Raw genomic sequence first — 18,223 nt, forward strand, 5'->3', positions numbered from 1 at the left:
GGTTCGGTGTGATCAGGCGGTCTGCCAGCTCAGGGCGCCGTCCTCGCCCTTCGCGCAGCGCACCGCGTCGCCGCCCAGAGTGCGGCCCCGGTCGCCCTCGGTCTCGCACTCGTCGCCCTTCTTCACCGGGAGCTGGAACTCGTTCCCCGGCGTAGCGGTCGGCGCGACGCCGATGTCCGGGGGCTTCGAGGCGGCCGGCTTCGTGGTGGTCGGCGCGCTGATCGGCTTCGGCGGGGCGGCGGCCCGCCTGGTCGTGCGTTTCGGGCTCGGCTCCGCCTTCGCGTGGCCGACCCGGCTGGGCTTCACCTGCGGCTTCGGCGGCGGTGCGGTCGACTTCCCGGGTACGGGCGGCAGCGGCGCGGCGGGCAGCCCGATGTTCGCGGTCGGCATCACCACCGGGGCGCGCGCCTCGGCGCCGGCCTGACCGGCGGACGTGGAACCGGGCCCGGGCCCGAACGTGACGAACCCGATCACCGCGCACAGGGCCGCCTGCCCGGCCACGAGGGCGACGGCCACGCGCACCGTGCGTCGCGGCGACGTCGCGCTCGGGACCGGTTCCGTCACGGGCCGAACACTAAGCCAAACTATCGACGGATGCGAGTAGCTACCGCCCCTGGAACTTGGGTTTTCTCTTCTCCACGAAGGCATTGGTGCCCTCGACGCGGTCCTCGGTGGCGAACAGGCCGGCGAACAACTGGCTCTCCCAGGCCAGTCCGGAGGCGAGATCGCGGTCCAGGCCGCCGTCGATGGCCAGCTTGGCGGCGCGCAGGGCCAGGGCCGGGCCGGTCACGTACGGCTTGAGCAGGGCGACCGCCGTCGCGTAGACGTCGGCGGCCGGCGCCACCCGGTCGGCCAGCCCGATCCGCAGGGCCTCCTCGGCGTCCACCATCCGGCCCGAGAAGATCAGGTCCTTGGCCCGGGCCGGTCCGATCAGCCGGGCCAGCCGCTGGGTGCCGCCGGCGCCGGGGATGATGCCGAGCCGGATCTCGGGCTGGCCCAGCTTGGCGTCCTCGGCCACCACCCGCCAGTCACAGGCCAGGGCCAGTTCGCAGCCGCCGCCGAGGGCGTAGCCGGTGATCGCGGCGACGGTCGGCTTGGCGATCTCGGCGACCGTGGTGAAGGCGCCGGTCAGCGCGGACGCCCGTACCGTCATGTCCTGGAAGGTCCGGGTGGTGAACTCGTTGATGTCGGCGCCGGCCGCGAACACCTTCTCGCCACCCCAGACGATCACCGCGCGGACCTCCGGGTCGGTGGCGGCCTGCTGCGCGGCGACCCGCAACTCTTCCTGCACCTGCGTGTTCAGCGGGTTCATCGGCGGCCGGTCCAGCCGGATCGTGCCGATCCCGTCCGCCGTCTCCAGGTTCACGAACTCGCCCACAAGCGTCTCCTCATCGATGAAGTCACGCCCAGCCTACGTAGAGTGGTAGCCCAGGACGCCATCTGCGGCCTGGATACCGGCTTGGCCTACCACTTCGCCGTCCCGCCGAGGGTGTGATGATCACGTACTACAAGGACGCCGAGGTTGTGGTCACCTCGGCCGGCGTGCGGATGTCCGGCCGCCAGTTCGCGCTGGCCGACTTCGCCGCCGTCTGGCACCGCCGCGGGCGCCGGTCCTGGGGCGTGGTGGCCGGCCGGGGCGCGATCGGGCTGGCCATCCTGATCCCGATCCTGGTGGGCGTCCTCGGCATTCTGATCGCGCTGCTCATCGGCGCGTCGACCAGCGTGACGGTGGCCCTGGTGGGCGGGGGCATCCTGGCCGGCCTGCTGGCCCTGCCACTGGCCGACGTGCTGCTGGAACGCATCGACCGCTCCTACGACCGGGGCAGCCGCAACCTGGAGATCTGGGGCCTGGTCCGCGGGGCCGACGTGCTGCTGCTGCGAACCGACAACCGGCAGCGCTTCGGTCAGATCTATCGGGCCCTGCAACGCGCCCTGGACAGCGGCCCGATCCGGCGCTGAGCTTTTCCGCCAAACCGCCGCCCGGAAACGTCGCGGCCAGGGACGATCAGGGAACCATGAGAGCGACCCAGGTACGTCCCACGGGCATCCGGCACCCGGACATGCCCCGGGCCGTCTTCAAGCTGCTGTGGGACACGCTCAAGGAGCGCAAGGAGCTGTTCGCGTACGTCGTGAATCTCGCCTCCGACGGCGCCCACTACTGGGTCCTGGCGCATGTCACGCCGTCCTTCGACGCGCACGGCAAGGTGGTCGGCTACCACTCGAACCGGCGCAAGCCCGAACCGGCGGCGATCAGCGCGGCCCGCGAGCTCTTCGGCCGCCTCCGACGCCGACACCGGCCACGCGCTCAAGCTGATCGCCGAGGTGTGCCGCAAGGCATCGCTGCGCAACGCCTCCGACCAGATCCGGCACGCGGTCGACCTGATCAACCAGGTCGCCTCGCAGACCCGGCTGCTCGCCCTGAACGCCACCATCGAGGCGGCCCGGGCCGGCGAGGCGGGCCGCGGCTTCAGCGTGGTCGCCGGCGAGGTGAAGACGCTGGCCAACGAGACGTCCAGCTCCAGCGAGGAGATCATGGGCCAGGTCAACACCGTGCAGCAGGCCGCGGCCGACGCGGTCGGCGTGCTGGAGGCGGTGACCGGCAGCATCCGTGAGATGGGCAACCTGGTGAACGGCATCGCCACCGCGGTGGACGGCGGCCACGAATCGGGCACGGCGGGCCTGTCCCAGCTGACCGAGGTGCTCCGCTCCGAGGTCCACCGCTTCGTCAACTCCGCTCGCAGCGCCTGAAGAACTCCAGCAGCGCCGTCGCCAGTTCCTCGGGCGCCTCCATCGCGGCGTAGTGCCCGCCACCGATCCGCACCGAGCTGATCTCGGTCGCGGCGGCCCGGGCCATGGTGTCGGCCGTGAACGACCCGGCGCCCGCGCCGACCGCGAGCACCGGCACGCTCACCCGGCGGTCTTTCAGCTCGTCACCCTCCCGCAGCAACGACCGGTAGAGCCCGGCCGCGCCGCGCCAGCCGCCGGGCCGCGAGTAGGCGCGCACGAACTCGTCGAGGTCCTCGCCGGCGATCGGCGCCGCGGTCAGCGACGGGAACAGGTACTCCGCGATGAACTCCCGCTCGCGACCGGCGAGCAGCATCTCGGGGATGCCCGGCGCGGCGAGCACGCCGATGTGCCACGCCCCGCCGTGGGCGACGTCGGCCAGCATCTCGGCCCCGAACCCGGCCAGCCCGGTCTCGATGGCGGTCAGGCTGAGCACGTCCCCGGGGTGGTCGGTGGCCAGCCGGAACACCGTCCCGCCGCTGATGTCCTGGCCGGTGACGTGCACCGGGCCGACGCCCAGGTGCTCGATCAGTTCGTGCAGATCCTGGGCCGCCATCGCGCTGTCGAAGTCGTCCGGCGCGACCTCGGAGTCGCCGAACCCGCGCAGGTCGACGGCGAAGACCCGGTGTTCGGCGGCGAGCAGCGGCATCAGCTTCCGGAACGCCCGTGAGGTCTCGGGGAACCCGTGGACCAGCAGGACCGGGGATCCGTCGGCGCCGGCGGAGACGTGGTTCAGGGTCATGATCGCTTCTTTCGTCCGGCCGGATCGACAACCCGGCTGTCTAAATAATAGACACCCTGACTGTCTTTCGTCCACCTGTCGTAGCCTCTTCCCATGTCCTCCCGCTCCGGCGCCGATCTCGCGCTGCTCCTGCTCGGCGGCTTCCGCTCGCTCGTGGACGACGCGGTCACCGAGCTGGCTTCGCGGGGCTATGACGACGTGCGTCCCGTCCATGACTTCGCCATGCGGGCCATCGTCGCGGGCGCCGACAACGCCTCGGAGCTGGGCCGCCGCCTGTCGGTCACCAAGCAGTCGGCGGCGAAGACGATCGCGGTGCTGCAGGAGCGCGGGTACGTGTCGGTCGAGCCGGATCCGGCCGACGCCCGCCGCAAGAGGCTTCAGGTGACCGAGCTCGGCTTCGCGGTGATGCGTACCGGTGAGGAGATCTTCAACGGCCTGCGCGACCGATGGGCCCGGCAGATCGGCGCGACCGAGCTGGCGAACCTGGAGCGGCACCTGGCCGTGCTGGTGGGCGCGAAGCCGGTCCGCTTCGACACGCCCGGCGGCTCAGCCGTGGTAGATCTCGTCGATGTCCGCCCGGCTGGGCAGTGAGGGATAGGCCCCCACCTTCCGTACGCACGCGGCACCCGCCGCCGAGGCCCAGCGCACCGCGTCGACCAGGTCGCGTTCCTCACCCCAGGCCACCGAGAGCGCCCCGCAGAACGCGTCACCGGCCGCTGTGGTGTCGACCACCTCGACCCGGAACGACGGCACCTTGACCGACGTGCCGTCCCGGTCGGCGTACCAGGCGCCCGCCCCGCCCATGGTGAGCACGACCCGGGGCACCACCCGAAGCAGCGTGGCCACGTCGGGTTCGGCCGCGCCGCTGATCGCCCGGGCCTCGACCTCGTTGACCACGAGCAGGTCGACCGCGGCGAGCAGGTCGGGCGGCAGCTCACGGGCGGGCGCCGCGTTGAGCAGCACCCGGGTGCCGCCGGCCTGGGCCGCGCGGGCCGCCTCGGTCACCGTCGCCACCGGGATCTCCTGCTGGCAGACCAGCACGTCGGCCCCGGCGATCAGCGACTTCTCGGCGTCGGAGAGGTTCACGAACGTGCGGTTGGCGCCCGGGCTGACCAGGATCGAGTTCTCCCCGGCCCGGTCCACCATGATCACCGCGACGCCGGACGAGCCGTAGCTGGTGCGTACGGCGGTGACATCGACCCCGGCCGCGGCGAGCCGGGCGTTGATCGTGACGCCGAACGAGTCGGAGCCGATCGCGCCCAGGAACGTGCAGTCGCCGCCGGCCCGGGCCGCCGCGATCGCCTGGTTGGCGCCCTTGCCGCCGGGCGTCATCACGAAGTCGTCGCCGAGGACCGTCTCACCCGGGCCGGGCAGGCGCTGCGCCAGACCGACAAGGTCCATGTTGGCGCTGCCGACCACCGCGACCCGGGGTCTCATCACGCCGCCCGGGCCGTATACCGGGCGCCGCGCCGCTCCACCACGAGTGGCAGCCCGAAGGTCTTGGACAGGTTGTCGGCGGTGATCGTCTCGCCGAGCAGGCCGGCCGCCACGACCGCGCCCTCGCGCAGCAGCAGCGCATGGGTGAAGCCCGGCGGAATCTCTTCGACGTGGTGCGTGACCAGCACCATGGCCGGCGCGTCGGGATCTTCGGCCAGCTCGGTCAGCCGGCCCAGCAGGTCTTCCCGCCCGCCCAGGTCGAGACCCGCGGTGGGCTCGTCGAGCAGCATCATCTCGGGGTCGGTCATCAGGGCGCGGGCGATCTGGGTCCGCTTGCGCTCCCCCTCGGACAGGGTGCCGAACGTACGGTCGAGCAGCCCGCCCATGCCCAGCTGGCCGAGCAGCGCCCGGGCCCGGGCCACGTCCTGCGGGTCGTACTCCTCGTTCCAGCGACCGACCACCGACCAGGCGGCGGTGACGACCACGTCGAGCACCTGCTCGTCGGCCGGGATGCGCTCGGCGAACTGACCGGTGGTCAGGCCGATCCGGGTCCGCAGCTCGTTGATGTCCGTGCGACCGAGGCGCTCGCCCAGCACGTAGGCGACGCCGCGGGTCGGGTGCATTCGGCCGACCGCGAGGTTGAGCAGGGTGGTCTTGCCCGCCCCGTTCGGGCCGAGGACCACCCACCGCTCGTCCAGCTCGACCTGCCAGCTCAGGTTGCGCAGCAGGTGGTTTCCGCCGCGGACCACGCTCACGTTCTCGAACGCGATCACGGTGTCTTCGTGGGGCGGGATCGCGACAGCAGCCTCAGGCACGGCACCATCCAATCACGGCCGCGGTGGTCACCCCGTCGTCGACCCGAAGACCTCATCCCGTACGGCGTCGAGCGCCGTCCGCAGCGCGCCGTGCAGGACCGGCTCGACGGCCACCTGACCGGGCACCACCTTCGGGGCGACCAGCGTGATCGCCGCCACTTCGCGCTCGACCCGGCTCGCCAGCTCGATCCCGCCGGCCTGGCCGATCTCGCCGGCCAGCACGACCAGCGGCGGGTCCAGGACCACACAGATGGACGCCACGCCGAGCGCCAGCCGACCGGCCAGCTCGTCGAGCACCGGCTCGCCGGCCTCGCCCGCGGCCACCGCCGCCCGCACCACGTCGGCCCCTTCGGCGCCACGGAAGCCGTGCTGCTTGCCGATCGCCTTGGCCGCGTCCGCCCCGACCAGCGCCTGGAACGCGCCCCGCACGCCGCGCCGGGCCACGTTGCGCGGGACCTCGGCGCCGGGCACCGGCAGCCAGCCGATCTCGCCCGCGGCGCCGGTCGCGCCCTGGTGCAGCTTGCCGTTGATCATGGTGGCCAGACCGACGCCGCGGCCGGCCCAGATGAGCACGAAGTCGCGTACGCCCTCGGCCGCGCCGCCGGCGGTCGCCTCGGCCACCGCGGCCATGTTCACGTCGTTGCCGAACACGACCGTGGTGCTGAGGTCGCGACGGAGGTCGTCGAGCAGGCCGCGGTGCCAGCGCGGCAGGTCGTACGCGAACGAGATCTCGCCGGAACGCGGGTCGACCAGACCCGGCGTGCCCAGCACGACCCGGCGTACCGACGACATGTCGGCGCCGGCCCGCCCGGCCGCCTGCACCACCGCGCTGTGCACCACGCCGACCGGGTCGTCGGTGTCCTTGGTGGACTGTTCGACCCGGCCGCTGATCGAGCCGGTGATGTCGGCGCAGGCCGCGATCACCTGGTCGGGACCGACCTCGACGCCGATCACGTGGGCGCTGCCCGGCGTGACCGCGTACAGCTGCGCGTTCGGGCCGCGGCCACCGGCCTGCTCACCCACCCGCCGGACCAGCCCGCGCTCCTCCAGCCGTTCCACCAACTGGGACGCGGTGACCTTGCTGAGGCCGGTCATCTCACCGAGCTGGGCCCTGGTCAGCGGCCCGCGGGTCAGCAGCAGCTCCAGCGCCGCGCGGTCGTTGAGTGCCCGCAACAACCGGGGCGTACCCGGGAGACGCGTAGCGGCCATAATGGTATCCCCTGCCATTTAGGTTTCTTTCCTATCATATTGAACGGATGACCATCCGGAGCCGCGGCCGGTCACCCAGGCGAGGATATGCAGCGAGGATGCGAATGGGCATCGAGCAATCGCGTGAACCGGGGATTCCCCGGTCTGTTCGCGGAAGGGGACAGCATGTCGATCGACTCCGGGCTCCGTCGTCTCGCCCTTCGGACGCTGCTGGCCGCTTTTCCCGGCCCGGCCGCGCCCGGATGGTCACTGCGGCTCCTCAGCGATGGCCTGGCGGGGCAAACGCTGTTCGCGAGTAACATAACCAAACCGGTTCAGTTGTCCAGTCTCACCGCGGAATTGCGGTCCGTACGACCCGATGTCCTGGTAGCGATAGACGAGGAAGCCGGCGACGTGACCCGCCTCGCCGCCGCGACCGGCAGTCCATATCCCGGGAACACCGCCCTAGGCGCAATCGACGACACCCGGCTGACCCACGACATCTACCAATCAGTAGGCACCGATCTGACCACCGTCGGCGTCAACCTCAACCTCGCCCCTACCGCCGACGTCAACACCACCACCCACAACCCCGCGATCGGCACCCGAGCCTTCAGCGCCGACCCCCACCTGACAGCCCGCCACACCGCCGCCGCGGTCAGGGGTCTCCAATCCACCGGCGTAGCCGCGTGCGCCAAACACTTCCCCGGCCACGGCTCCACCACAGCCGACTCGCACACCTCACTGCCGACAATCGCCGCTGACCGCGCGACCCTGGCCACGAGGGACCTGCCGCCCTTCCGCGCAGCCATCGAGGCCGGAACCCAGGCCGTCATGACCGCCCACATCCGCATCCCTTCGCTGACCGGCGACGCCCCCGCCACGTTCAGTCCGGCAATCCTCCAAATCCTGCTCCGCCAGGAACTGGCCTTCCAAGGCGCGATCATCACCGACGCCTTGGAGATGGCCGCCGCCGTCCTGGCCGCCGGCAGCGTAGGCGCCGCAGCGGTAAGAGCCCTCACGGCCGGCGCCGACCTTCTGTGCCTGGGCGCCCGCGTCTCGCCCGAGCTGATCGACCACGTCCTGGAAGAGATAGCTCAGGCAGTAGCTGACGGCACCTTGCCAACAGCCCGCCTGGAAGACGCCGCCACCCGCACAGCAGCCCTGGCCAACTGGGCCAACCGACCGCCACTCCCCGCACCGCACAACCCCACCATCGGCCTGGAAGCGGCCCGCCAAGCCATCCACATCGAGGGCGACACGACACGCCTGGCCAACGCCACCGTGATCCAACTGGACGCCCCGCATTCCATAGCCGAGGGCAACGTCCCCTGGGGCCTGGCCCCCCTGGCCCATCACCGGCTGCTCTTCGTTGCGCCCCCTTCAGAGATCGACCCTTCCTGGGCTCCCGAGGATCGCCCGGTGATAGTCGCCGGCCGCCGAATCCACCAGAGCCCCGAGGCCAGATCCCTGATCGAGACCCTGATCAAAACGCACCGCGTAGCCGTGGTCGAAATGGGCTGGCCTTCCCCCTGGCGCCCGCAGGGCGCCTCAGCTTTCATCACCACCCACGGCGCCTCCCAGGCCAACAGCCAGGCCGCAGCCGAGGCTCTGGGCCTGCGCTAACCCACCAAAGCGTGCCCACCGCGGGTTCGTGACCACCCCCACACTTGAACACGTTCAACAATGGGTCCAGGATGTAGTTGAACACGTTCAAGGGAGAAGAAGAGCATGGACCACAAGGTCTGGATGTACCTCGCCTACCTGGCGATCAGCGTCGGCCTGACCGTCTGGGTAGCCACCACGCTGTCCAGAAACGGCATGGTCTTCCTGGAAGACGTCTTCCAGGACAGCAAACTGGCCCGGGCGGTGAATCAGCTCCTGGTGATGGGCTTCTACCTGCTCAACCTGGGTTACGTGGCCGTGGCGATGACCTCCACCTCGACCATCCCCAACGCCGCCAAGGCACTCGAGACCCTGAGCTGGAAGATCGGCCTGGTGCTGCTCGTCCTGGGCGTCCTGCACTTCTTCAACGTCTTCTTCCTCAACCGCTACCGCCGGGGCCGCCTGCGCCAGCAACAGCAGCAGCCGCCCCTGCCGCCGATCGGCCGCCTCCCCGGTCACCCGCAGCAGCCGCCGAATCCGGCCGCCGGCGGAACCTGGCCGAGCCACCCCGCCGTCCCTCCCCCGGCCCCCGCATGACGGTGTCGCCCGATCCGGCCGGTCACGGGGCCGGCCGGATCGGTTTCTTCACGGTGCTGTACGACGAGGGCTGCCCGATCTGCCGTACCGCCCATCGGTGGCTCGAGAGCCGTGCTCAGCTCGTACCCCTCGTGTTTGTCGCCGCCGGCTCCGCCGAGGCCCGGGCCCGCTTTCCCGGCCTGGACCACACCGCGACCCTGCGCGATCTGACCGTGATCAGCGACCAGGGTGAGGTGTACGCCGATGACGGCGCGTGGCTGGCCTGCCTGTGGGCGCTGGCCGACTACCGCGGGATGGCCGAGCGGCTGGGCACGCCGGCGCTGCTGCCCGCGGCGCGCAAGTTCATCCGGGCGGCGAGCGCCGTCCGACGCCAGACTCGTGGGGCGGACTACGGTGACGTGTGTGACGACACCTGCCGATGACGCACCGCCCCGCCGGAGTCGTGCGCGGGGCGAGCAGACTCGGCAACTGATCCTGGAGACGGCGCTCAGGCTGTTCCGCGAGCGTGGGTACGCCGAGACGACGATGCGTGCCATCGCCAAGGAGGCCGGCGTCGCGGTCGGCAACGCGTACTACTACTTCGACTCCAAGGAACACCTGATCCAGGGGTTCTACGACCGCAGCCAGTCGTCGATCCGGGCGGCCGTGGCGCCGGTCCTGTCGTCGGAGCGCGATTTCGCCGCCCGGCTGCGCGCGACGATGCACGCCGGCATCGACGTGAACGCGCCGTACCACTCGTTCGCCGCCACGTTCTTCAAGACGGCGGCCGAGCCCACGTCCCCGCTGAGCCCGTTCTCACGGGAGTCGTCGCCGGCCCGGGAGGCGGCGATCGACGTGTTCCGTGACGTGGTCGAGGGTTCGTCGGCCAAGCTCGACCCCGAGCTGCGGCGGGAGCTGCCCGAGCTGCTCTGGCTGGGGTGGATGGGCGTGGTGCTGTTCTGGGTCTACGACCAGTCCCCCGGCCAGCGCCGCACCCGCCGCCTGATCGACGGCGCGGTGCCCCTGATCGACCGCCTGGTGGCCCTGTCCCGCCTGCGCGTCCTGCGCCCGGCCCTGCGCCAGATCCTGGCCCTGATCGATTCCCTCCGTCGCGACTGATCACTCTCGGTCATCGCTCTGCAATTACTGAGAGCTACCCTCTTGGGGGATTCGGCCTGGCCGAACGGATGGTTTGCGCAGATGGATCTTCCGCCGCGTAGTTACCGCCACGTAGCGTCATGTCGGCAGGTGGATCTGGGGACGTCGCAGCCGGATTCGAACTTCGGGACCAGTTCGAATCGGGCTGTGACAACAGGGCGAGCCGGGCACACGGTCGATCTCGGGAGCGATCGCTGAGTGCCCGGCTCGTCGCTTTTCTTCCCCGGCCCTGTGGATAGTTCTCGGTCCCGTCACAAGTCCGCGCTACCTTTCCGGCCCACCCAGTGCCGGGGTGGGGGAGGTGGCGGCGCGGCGACCCCATTTTTCCTTTTTGAGGCTTTGTTGGGGATGCTCGGTCACCCAGCCTGGCGCACTCGCCAGCCGTCCGCGGACCCTTGGATGGGGGCACTACTCCGGATGCCGCTGAACCGCCTCGGGCGCGGCGGCGCCGCAGGGGTCAGGCGGCTTTGAACGTTCGTAGCCGGAGGCTGTTGAGGACCACGAAGATCGAGCTCAGGGCCATCGCGGCGCCGGCGATCATGGGGTTGAGCAGCCCGGCGGCGGCCAGCGGGATGGCGGCCACGTTGTAGGCGAAGGCCCAGAAGAGGTTGCCTCGGATGGTGTTCAGGGTGCGGCGGGAGAGGCGGACCGCGTCGACCGCCGCGGTCAGGTCGCCTCGGACCAGGGTCAGGTCGGACGCCTCGATCGCCACGTCGGTGCCGGCGCCCATGGCCAGGCCCAGGTCGGCCTGGGCCAGGGCGGCCGCGTCGTTCACGCCGTCGCCGACCATGGCCACCGAGCGGCCCCGCGCCTGCAGTTCGCTGACCGCCTCGACCTTGCCCGCCGGCATGACTCCGGCGATCACCCGCTCGATGCCTACCTCGGCGGCGACCGCCTTCGCCACCGGCTCGGCGTCGCCGGTCAGCAGGATCGGGTCCAGTCCGAGGTCGCGCAGACCGCGGATGGCGGCGGCGCTGGTCGGCCGCACCGCGTCGGCGAGCGCGATCCGACCCTCGACGCGGCCGTCCACCACCACGTCGACCCAGGTCGCCACGCGCGCCGGCGGCTCGTCCGTGCCGTCGCGTCCGGCGGAGGCGGCTCGGCGGACCTCGACGGTCCGGCCTTCGACCGTGCCGCGGACTCCTACCCCGGCCGTCGCCTGGAAGTCTTTCACCGGCGGGAGCGGACCCTCGGCCTCCGCGGCGGCGGCAATCGCCCGGCCGAGCGGATGCTCCGACGCCGCCTCGACCGCCCCGGCCAGCCGAAGCAGCTCCGCCGCCGAAAGCGCCTCCGCCGGCGAGGGCACGTCAGCCGCGGGAAGAGCCGCCGGAAGCGCCGCGGGAAGTGCCCCCGGAAGCCCTGGGGGAAGTGCCGCCGGAAGCGCTGGCGGAACAGCCGCGGGCAGTACCTCGACCACCGACATCACGCCGGTCGTGACCGTGCCGGTCTTGTCGAGCAGGATCGTGTCGACGTGGCGGGTCGACTCGAGGGCCGTCACGCCGCGGATCAGGATGCCCAGCTGGGCGCCGCGGCCCGTCCCCACGAGCAGGGCCGTCGGCGTGGCCAGGCCGAGAGCACAAGGGCAGGCGATGATCAGTACGGCCACCGCCGCGGTGAAGGCGCCGGTGACGCCCCGGCCCGTGCCCAGCCAGTAGCCGAGCGTCCCGGCCGCCAGCGCCAGCACCACCGGCACGAATACCGCCGCGATCCGGTCGGCCAGGCGCTGCACGGCCGCCTTGCCGTCTTGGGCCGCCTCGACCAGGCGGGCCATCTGGGCCAGCTGGGTGTCCGCCCCGACCCGGGTCGCCCGCACCAGGAGGCGCCCGCCGGCGTTCACGGTGGCGCCGATCACCGGGTCGCCGGCGCGCACCTCGACCGGCACCGACTCGCCGGTGATCAGGCTGAGGTCGAGGGCGGAGGCGCCGTCCACCACCACGCCGTCGGTGGCGACCTTCTCGCCCGGCCGCACCACGAACGTGTCACCGACCAACAGCTGGTCGATCGGGATCTCGGTGGACACCGAGGCGCGCACCACCGTCACCGTCTTGGCGCCGAGGGACAGCAGCGACCGCAGCGCGTCGCCCGCCCGCCGCTTCGCCCGCGCCTCCAGGTAGCGGCCGGCCAGCAGGAACGTGGTCACGCCGGCGGCCGCCTCCAGGTAGATGGCGTCGCCGCCGCGGGCGGTCAGCGAGAACGGGTGGGTCATCCCGGGCATCCCGGCGTCGCCGACGAACAGCGCCCACACCGACCAGCCGAAGGCGGCCAGCGTCCCGAGCGACACCAGCGTGTCCATGGTCGCCGCGCCGTGCCGCAGGTTCACCGCCATGGCCCGGTGGAAGGGCCAGCCGCCGTACGCGACGACCGGCGCGGCGAGGGTCAGCGACAGCCACTGCCAGTAGTCGAACTGCCAGGCCGGGACCATGGCCAGCACGATCACCGGCACGCTGAGCAGGACCGACAGGATCAGCCGGGTACGCAGCGGGTCAGCCGCGGCCGGCGGGGCAGCCGGAGAGTCGATGAAGGCGGTATATCCGGTCTTCTCCACCACCGCGATCAGGTCGTCTTCCGAGATGGACTCCGGGACGCGCGCCCGCGCCTTCTCGGTGGCGTAGTTCACCGTCGCGGTGACCCCGTCCAGCCGGTTGAGCTTCTTCTCGATGCGATTGGCGCACGCCGCGCACGTCATCCCACCCACGTTGAGCTCGATGAGCCGCTCCATGCGACCCACCATACCCCAAGGGGGTACCCGTACCTACCTACAAGCTCACCGCGCCGCCGAGGTCTTGACCAAGGTGCGGATCTGGCGCAGCAGCACGGACAGCGCCGCCAGGTCGGCCGGCGTGTCCTCGACGTTGCCCATCGCATTGCCGGCCCGGGCGATCGACGCCGCGTTCTCGTGTTCCCACTCGGAGACCCGATCTTCCGGCGTCGCCTCGCCCGACGTCGACTGCAGCACCTCGGCGGTCAGCCCGGCCAGCGCGGCGTACAGGTCGTAACGCAGCGCCATTCGGGCCAGCGTCTGCCAGCGGTCGTTGCGCGGCAGCTTGGAGATGTGCGACAGCAGCGCGTCGATCTGGAACCGCTCGGAGATCACGAAGTACACCTTCGCCACCTCGATCAGGTCACGCTCGGTGCCCTTCGCCGTCTCCAGGATGTCGAAGAACCCGAAGCCGTAGACCACGTGCGCGACCCGCTCGGCGAGATCGGCCGGGACGCCCAGGCCGGTGATGCGGGCGACGTGGTTGTCCAGCGACTCGCGCTCGTTGCCGACCAGGACGTCGGACAGCGCCCCGAGCAGGACACCGACGCCCGGGCCGAGCCGCTCGATCTCGCCCGACACGTCGATCGGCGAGCGCCGGTTGCTGACCAGCCAGCGGGTGGCGCGGTCGAGCAGCCGCCGCGACTCCAGATAGACCTTGACCTGGGCCGTCGTCGGCACCTGGTGGTCGAGCTGCTCGGTCGCGTGCCAAATGTCGTTCAGGCCGTACACCTCGCGGACCACCATGTAGGCGCGGACCACGTCGGCCGCGGACGCCCCGCTCTCTTCCATCGCACGGAACACGAACGACGTCCCGCCGCGGTTGACCACCTCGTTGACCAGGACGGTCGCGATGATCTCGCGGCGCAGCCGGTGTCCGGCCATGCGGCCGGCGAACCGCTCCCGCAGCGGCGTCGGGAAGTAGTGGGCCAGGACCTGGTTCGTCCACGGCTCGTCGACCAGGCTGTCGGCCAGGACCTCACGTTCAAGACCGATCTTCACGTACGCCAGGAGCACGGCGAATTCCGGTGCGGTGAGGCCGTCGCCCGCCTCGTGCCGTACGGCGAGCTCGTCGTCGGTGGGCAGTGCCTCCAGCTCGCGGTTGAGGTGACCGGAGCGTTCCATGTCGGTGAGCATCCGCCGGTGCACCGGCAGCAGCGAGTGGGCCTGCGAGGTGGCATTGCTGAGCGCCATCGCCTGCTCGTAGTTGTCCCGCAGGACCAGCGCGGCGACCTCGTCGGTCATCGTGGCCAGCAGCTCGTCGCGCTCGGGCAGCGTCATCTCGCCGTCGGCGACCGCGCCGCCGAGCAGGATCTTGATGTTCACCTCGTGGTCGGAGCAGTCGACCCCGGCCGTGTTGTCGATGAAGTCGGTGAAGATCCGGCCGCCGTTACGGGCGAACTCGATCCGGCCCCGCTGGGTGAGTCCCAGGTTGCCGCCCTCACCGACCACCCGGGCCCGCAGGTCGCGGCCGTTGACCCGGATCGGGTCGTTGGCCTTGTCGCCGACGTCGGCGTGCGTCTCGGCGGCCGCCTTCACGTACGTGCCGATGCCGCCGTTCCACAGCAGGTCGACCGGGGCCAGCAGGATCGCGCGCATCAGCTCGGCCGGGCTCATCGCGGTCACCTCGCCCAGGTCGAGCGCGGCCCGCACCTGCGGCGAGATCGGGATCGACTTGGCCGTACGCGGATAGACCCCACCGCCCTCGCTGACCGTCGAGGTGTCGTAGTCGGACCAGCTCGACCGGGGCAGGTCGAACAGCCGCTGCCGCTCGGCGAACGAGGTGGCGGCGTCCGGGTCGGGGTCGAGGAAGATGTGCCGGTGGTCGAAGGCGGCCACCAGCCGGATGTGCTCGGACAGCAACATCCCGTTGCCGAACACGTCACCGGACATGTCGCCCACGCCGACCACGGTGAAGTCTTGCGTCTGCGTGTCCGTACCCATGTCGCGGAAGTGTTTCTTGACCGACTCCCACGCGCCGCGGGCGGTGATGCCCATCTTCTTGTGGTCGTAGCCGGCCGAGCCGCCGGAGGCGAACGCGTCGCCCATCCAGAAGTCCTTGCCGACCGAGATCTCGTTGGCGATGTCGGAGAACGTGGCCGTGCCCTTGTCGGCCGCCACGACCAGGTAGGGGTCGTCGGCGTCGTGCCGGACCACCTCACGCGGCGGCACGATCTTGCCGGACTGGATGTTGTCGGTGACGTCGAGCAGGGCGGTGATGAACCGGCGGTAGCAGGCCACCGCCTCGTCTCGATCGCCCGGCTTCTGCTTCAGCACGAAGCCGCCCTTGGCGCCGACCGGCACGATCACCGCGTTCTTGACCATCTGGGCCTTGACCAGGCCGAGGATCTCGGTGCGGAAGTCTTCCCGGCGGTCGGACCAGCGCAGGCCGCCCCGGGCCACCGCACCGAACCGCAGGTGGACGCCCTCGAACCGAGGCGAGTAGACGAAGATCTCGTACTTCGGGCGGGGCTGTGGCAGGCCCGGGATCGCCTGGGGATCGAGCTTGAACGCGATGTAGGACTTGGGTCGCTGATCGGGGCCGCGCTGGAAGAAGCTGGTGCGCAGGGTCGCCTGGATCATCGTCAGGTACGACCGCAGGATGCGATCTTGATCGAGGCTCTCGACCCCGTCGAGCAGCTCGGTGACCTGCTCGGCCAGCTCGCCGGAGAGCCGGGTTCGTTCCTGCTCGCCGACCACCAGCTGCGGCGAGAACCGGGTCTCGAAAAGCCGCACCAGCAGGCGCGCGATCTCGGGATAGGCCACGAAGGTCGACTCGACGTAACGCTGGGAGAAGAGGGTTCCGGTCTGCCGCTGATATTTCGCGTACGCCCGGAGCACGACCGCCTGCCGCCAGGTCAGACCGCAGCGCAGCACCAGCTCGTTGAACCCGTCCACCTCGGCCTCGCCACGCCAGGTGGCGGCGAACGCGTTCTCGACCTGGGGACGCACCTCGGAGAGGTCACGGTGTTCGGTCGGCGGCTGCAGCCCGAAGTCGTACAGGTACACCGTGCCGTCTGGCCGGCGCACCTCGTACGGCCGCTCGTCGACCACCTCGACGCCGAGCGAGTGCAGCACCGGCAGCACGGCCGACAGCATCATCGGCTCGCCGTACCGATAGACCTTGAACCGCACGTCGTGGTCGTCGGGCTCGGGCTCGCCGGTCGTGCCCAGCCGCCGCTTGCGGTAGAGGTGCATCTCGAGCTGGCCGGGCTCCTCGAGCAGCTCCAGCTTGGCCAGGTCCTGCACCGCCTCGTACGGCGTGTGACCGTCCTTGTAGCTGTCCGGGAACGCTGTCGCGTACCGCGCGAACAGGTCTTTGGCCGGCTCCTCGCCGAGCTTGCGCTCGAGCACCAGGGAGAAGTCGTCGTCCCAGATGCGGGTGGCGTCGGCCAGCAGCTCGGCCAGCGCGTTCGGGTCGACCTGCCCGGGCGGGTCGGCCGGGTCGGTGCGGACGACAAAATGCACCCGGGCGAGCATCCGCTCGGTCACCCGGGTGGTGTAGTCGACCCCGATGCCGTTCAGCTCGCGCAGCAGGATCTCTTGCATGCAGAGCCGGTTCTGGGTGGTGAACCGGTCGCGGGGCAGGTAGACCAGGCACGAGATGAACCGGCCGTAGCCGTCCCGGCGCAGGAACAGCCGCAGCTGGCGGCGGCCGGCCATCCGCAGGACGCCGATCACCGCCTCGTACAAATCGTCGGTCTTGATCTGGAAGAGCTCGTCGCGCGGGTAGGTCTCGAGGATCTGGAGCAGGTCTTTCCCGCTGTGCCCGCGCGGCGACAGGCCGGAGCGGTCGAGCACCTCGCCCACCTTGCGGCGGACCACCGGCAGCTCACGGACGCTGGTGCGGTAGGCCGAGCTGGAGAACAGGCCGAGGAAGCGACGCTCGCCGACCACCACACCGTTCTCGTCGAAGACCTTGACGCCGATGTAGTCGAGGTAGGACGACCGGTGCACGGTGGCCCGGGAGTTCGCCTTGGTGATCACCAGCAGGCGGCGCTCGAGCGCGCGCTGGTAGGCCTCGGGGGTCATCGACGACAACGCCCGCGGCGTGCCCGGGCCGCGCAGAATGCCCAGGCCGCTGCCCTCGACGGTGTGCAGGACGTCGTCGCGCAGGACGTATTCGCGGTAGCCGAGGAACGTGAAGTGGTCGGCGGCCAGCCACTTGAGCAGCTCGACCGAGTCGGTGACGTCCTTGTCGGGCACCGGCAGCTTGTGCTCGGAACCACGCGCGGCGGCCAGCTCGTCGGCGATCACCAGGGCCCGCTGGCGCATCTTCGGCCAGTCTTCGACCGCGTCCCGGACGTCGGTGAGCACCCGCCGCACCTCGTTGTGCAGCTGCTCGCGGGCGGCCGGGTCGCGCACCGGGTCGATCTCGATCCGGATCCAGCTCTCGACCAGGTCGCCGTCGATCGCGTCGTCGGGCTCGACCTCGGCCTCCACCTGGGACAACGCGCCCAGCGGCTCGCGGCGCACCACGATCAGCGGGTGAACCAGCAGGTGCACCTCGAGCTGGTGGGCGGTGAGCAGCGCGATGACCGAGTCGACCAGGAACGGCATGTCGTCGGTGACGATCGACACCACCGTCCGCGGCTCCTCGCGGCCGGGCGGGCTGATGTCGAGCTTCAGCTCGCCGGGCAGCCGGGAGGCGGCCAGTTCGCGGTGTTGCAGCGCGGCGGCATGCATCTCGTCGGCGGTGAACCCGACCAGTTCCTCGTCGGGCGCGAACCGCCAGAAGCGATCGACCAGGGACGCCGACACGTGGTCGGCGCCGGACAGCGCCACCGCCTCGGCCACCAGCCGCTCGGCATTCGGCAACGGTTCCTCGAGCTCGCTGTCCTCGGATGTGCCGAGCCGGCCCGTCACAGCCAGCCCGGGACCCGGTACGAAGTCGATCTCAGGGTCGGAATCGGTTGCTGCCTCGTCGGCGACGGCCATGCCTGGCACTCCCCTCAGCCCACGGCTCTGTGGGCTAAACACGTCCCGCACAGCCTACGACGTGGCTCCGACCGGAGTCCGGGGCGTCGGTCACGCCAAGGTCGCGAAAGTGCCGATCCGGGAAGGAATTTGATACAGATCACCCACCGCAGGACAGTCTTGCGGCCGAGATGTGATTACCGTTCGCTAAGTTTCTCGACGTCTTGTACCCCTCGGAAGGAA

General features: G+C 70.8%; 15 protein-coding genes and 1 pseudogene. 8 read left to right on the plus strand and 8 right to left on the minus strand.

The annotated features are described in order from the left end of the window. Window positions 1-12 precede the first annotated feature (12 nt). On the minus strand, window positions 13-564 hold the full coding sequence (locus AB0M54_RS00470) for a hypothetical protein (protein WP_364468316.1): 552 nt from the start codon (window positions 562-564) through the stop codon (window positions 13-15). Between the two features lie 40 nt (window positions 565-604). After that, window positions 605-1,378, minus strand: coding sequence for an enoyl-CoA hydratase-related protein (locus AB0M54_RS00475; RefSeq protein ID WP_364315017.1), 774 nt, complete (start codon window positions 1,376-1,378; stop codon window positions 605-607). Window positions 1,379-1,494: 116 nt separating this feature from the next. On the opposite strand from AB0M54_RS00475, the gene AB0M54_RS00480 reads away from it, so the two are divergent. From AB0M54_RS00480 to AB0M54_RS00490, 3 genes and pseudogenes are all read left to right on the plus strand, one after another. Further along, on the plus strand, window positions 1,495-1,959 hold the full coding sequence (locus AB0M54_RS00480; RefSeq protein ID WP_364468318.1) for a DUF6232 family protein: 465 nt from the start codon (window positions 1,495-1,497) through the stop codon (window positions 1,957-1,959). Window positions 1,960-2,060: 101 nt separating this feature from the next. Next, window positions 2,061-2,159 (plus strand): annotated as a pseudogene (locus AB0M54_RS00485) (aerotaxis receptor Aer); the annotation flags it as partial. Between the two features lie 163 nt (window positions 2,160-2,322). Further along, window positions 2,323-2,748, plus strand: a complete 426-nt coding sequence (locus tag AB0M54_RS00490) for a methyl-accepting chemotaxis protein (protein WP_364468320.1) — start codon at window positions 2,323-2,325, stop codon at window positions 2,746-2,748. Here AB0M54_RS00490 and AB0M54_RS00495 read toward each other — a convergent pair. Next, window positions 2,726-3,526, minus strand: a complete 801-nt coding sequence (locus AB0M54_RS00495; RefSeq protein ID WP_364315010.1) for an alpha/beta hydrolase — start codon at window positions 3,524-3,526, stop codon at window positions 2,726-2,728. The genes AB0M54_RS00490 and AB0M54_RS00495 overlap by 23 nt on opposite strands. A gap of 93 nt (window positions 3,527-3,619) precedes the next feature. On the opposite strand from AB0M54_RS00495, the gene AB0M54_RS00500 reads away from it, so the two are divergent. Then, on the plus strand, window positions 3,620-4,117 hold the full coding sequence (locus tag AB0M54_RS00500) for a MarR family winged helix-turn-helix transcriptional regulator (protein ID WP_364315007.1): 498 nt from the start codon (window positions 3,620-3,622) through the stop codon (window positions 4,115-4,117). Here AB0M54_RS00500 and AB0M54_RS00505 read toward each other — a convergent pair. The 3 genes from AB0M54_RS00505 to AB0M54_RS00515 are packed head-to-tail and all read right to left on the minus strand — an operon-like array spanning window position 4,073 to window position 6,987. Then, entirely contained in the window at window positions 4,073-4,966 is an 894-nt protein-coding gene (locus AB0M54_RS00505; protein ID WP_364315004.1) for a ribokinase, read from the minus strand. The genes AB0M54_RS00500 and AB0M54_RS00505 overlap by 45 nt on opposite strands. Next, on the minus strand, window positions 4,963-5,778 hold the full coding sequence (locus AB0M54_RS00510; protein ID WP_364468322.1) for an ABC transporter ATP-binding protein: 816 nt from the start codon (window positions 5,776-5,778) through the stop codon (window positions 4,963-4,965). The genes AB0M54_RS00505 and AB0M54_RS00510 overlap by 4 nt, the downstream gene beginning before the upstream one ends. Before the next feature lie 27 nt (window positions 5,779-5,805). Beyond that, window positions 5,806-6,987, minus strand: a complete 1,182-nt coding sequence (locus AB0M54_RS00515) for an ROK family transcriptional regulator (protein WP_364314998.1) — start codon at window positions 6,985-6,987, stop codon at window positions 5,806-5,808. 165 nt (window positions 6,988-7,152) lie between these two features. On the opposite strand from AB0M54_RS00515, the gene AB0M54_RS00520 reads away from it, so the two are divergent. From AB0M54_RS00520 to AB0M54_RS00535, 4 genes are all read left to right on the plus strand, one after another. Next, the gene (locus AB0M54_RS00520) at window positions 7,153-8,592 is read left to right on the plus strand and encodes a glycoside hydrolase family 3 N-terminal domain-containing protein (RefSeq protein WP_364468324.1); all 1,440 of its coding nucleotides are present in this window, start codon (window positions 7,153-7,155) and stop codon (window positions 8,590-8,592) included. A gap of 105 nt (window positions 8,593-8,697) precedes the next feature. After that, entirely contained in the window at window positions 8,698-9,168 is a 471-nt protein-coding gene (locus AB0M54_RS00525; protein WP_364314994.1) for a hypothetical protein, read from the plus strand. After that, complete coding sequence (locus tag AB0M54_RS00530; protein WP_364468326.1) at window positions 9,165-9,590, plus strand: DCC1-like thiol-disulfide oxidoreductase family protein; 426 nt, start codon at window positions 9,165-9,167, stop codon at window positions 9,588-9,590. The genes AB0M54_RS00525 and AB0M54_RS00530 overlap by 4 nt, the downstream gene beginning before the upstream one ends. Continuing rightward, window positions 9,571-10,266: a TetR family transcriptional regulator gene (locus AB0M54_RS00535; protein ID WP_364468328.1), complete on the plus strand. Its 696-nt coding sequence runs from the start codon at window positions 9,571-9,573 to the stop codon at window positions 10,264-10,266. Before AB0M54_RS00530 ends, AB0M54_RS00535 begins: the two co-directional genes overlap by 20 nt. Before the next feature lie 496 nt (window positions 10,267-10,762). On the opposite strand, the gene AB0M54_RS00540 is transcribed toward AB0M54_RS00535, so the two are convergent. Continuing rightward, on the minus strand, window positions 10,763-13,024 hold the full coding sequence (locus AB0M54_RS00540) for a heavy metal translocating P-type ATPase (protein ID WP_364468330.1): 2,262 nt from the start codon (window positions 13,022-13,024) through the stop codon (window positions 10,763-10,765). A 45-nt stretch (window positions 13,025-13,069) separates the two neighbouring features. Next, window positions 13,070-18,001, minus strand: a complete 4,932-nt coding sequence (locus tag AB0M54_RS00545; RefSeq protein WP_364468332.1) for an NAD-glutamate dehydrogenase — start codon at window positions 17,999-18,001, stop codon at window positions 13,070-13,072. Between the last annotated feature and the right edge of the window lie 222 nt (window positions 18,002-18,223).

The sequence above is a fragment of the Actinoplanes sp. NPDC051470 genome, from assembly GCF_040682035.1.
Taxonomy (GTDB): domain Bacteria; phylum Actinomycetota; class Actinomycetes; order Mycobacteriales; family Micromonosporaceae; genus Actinoplanes.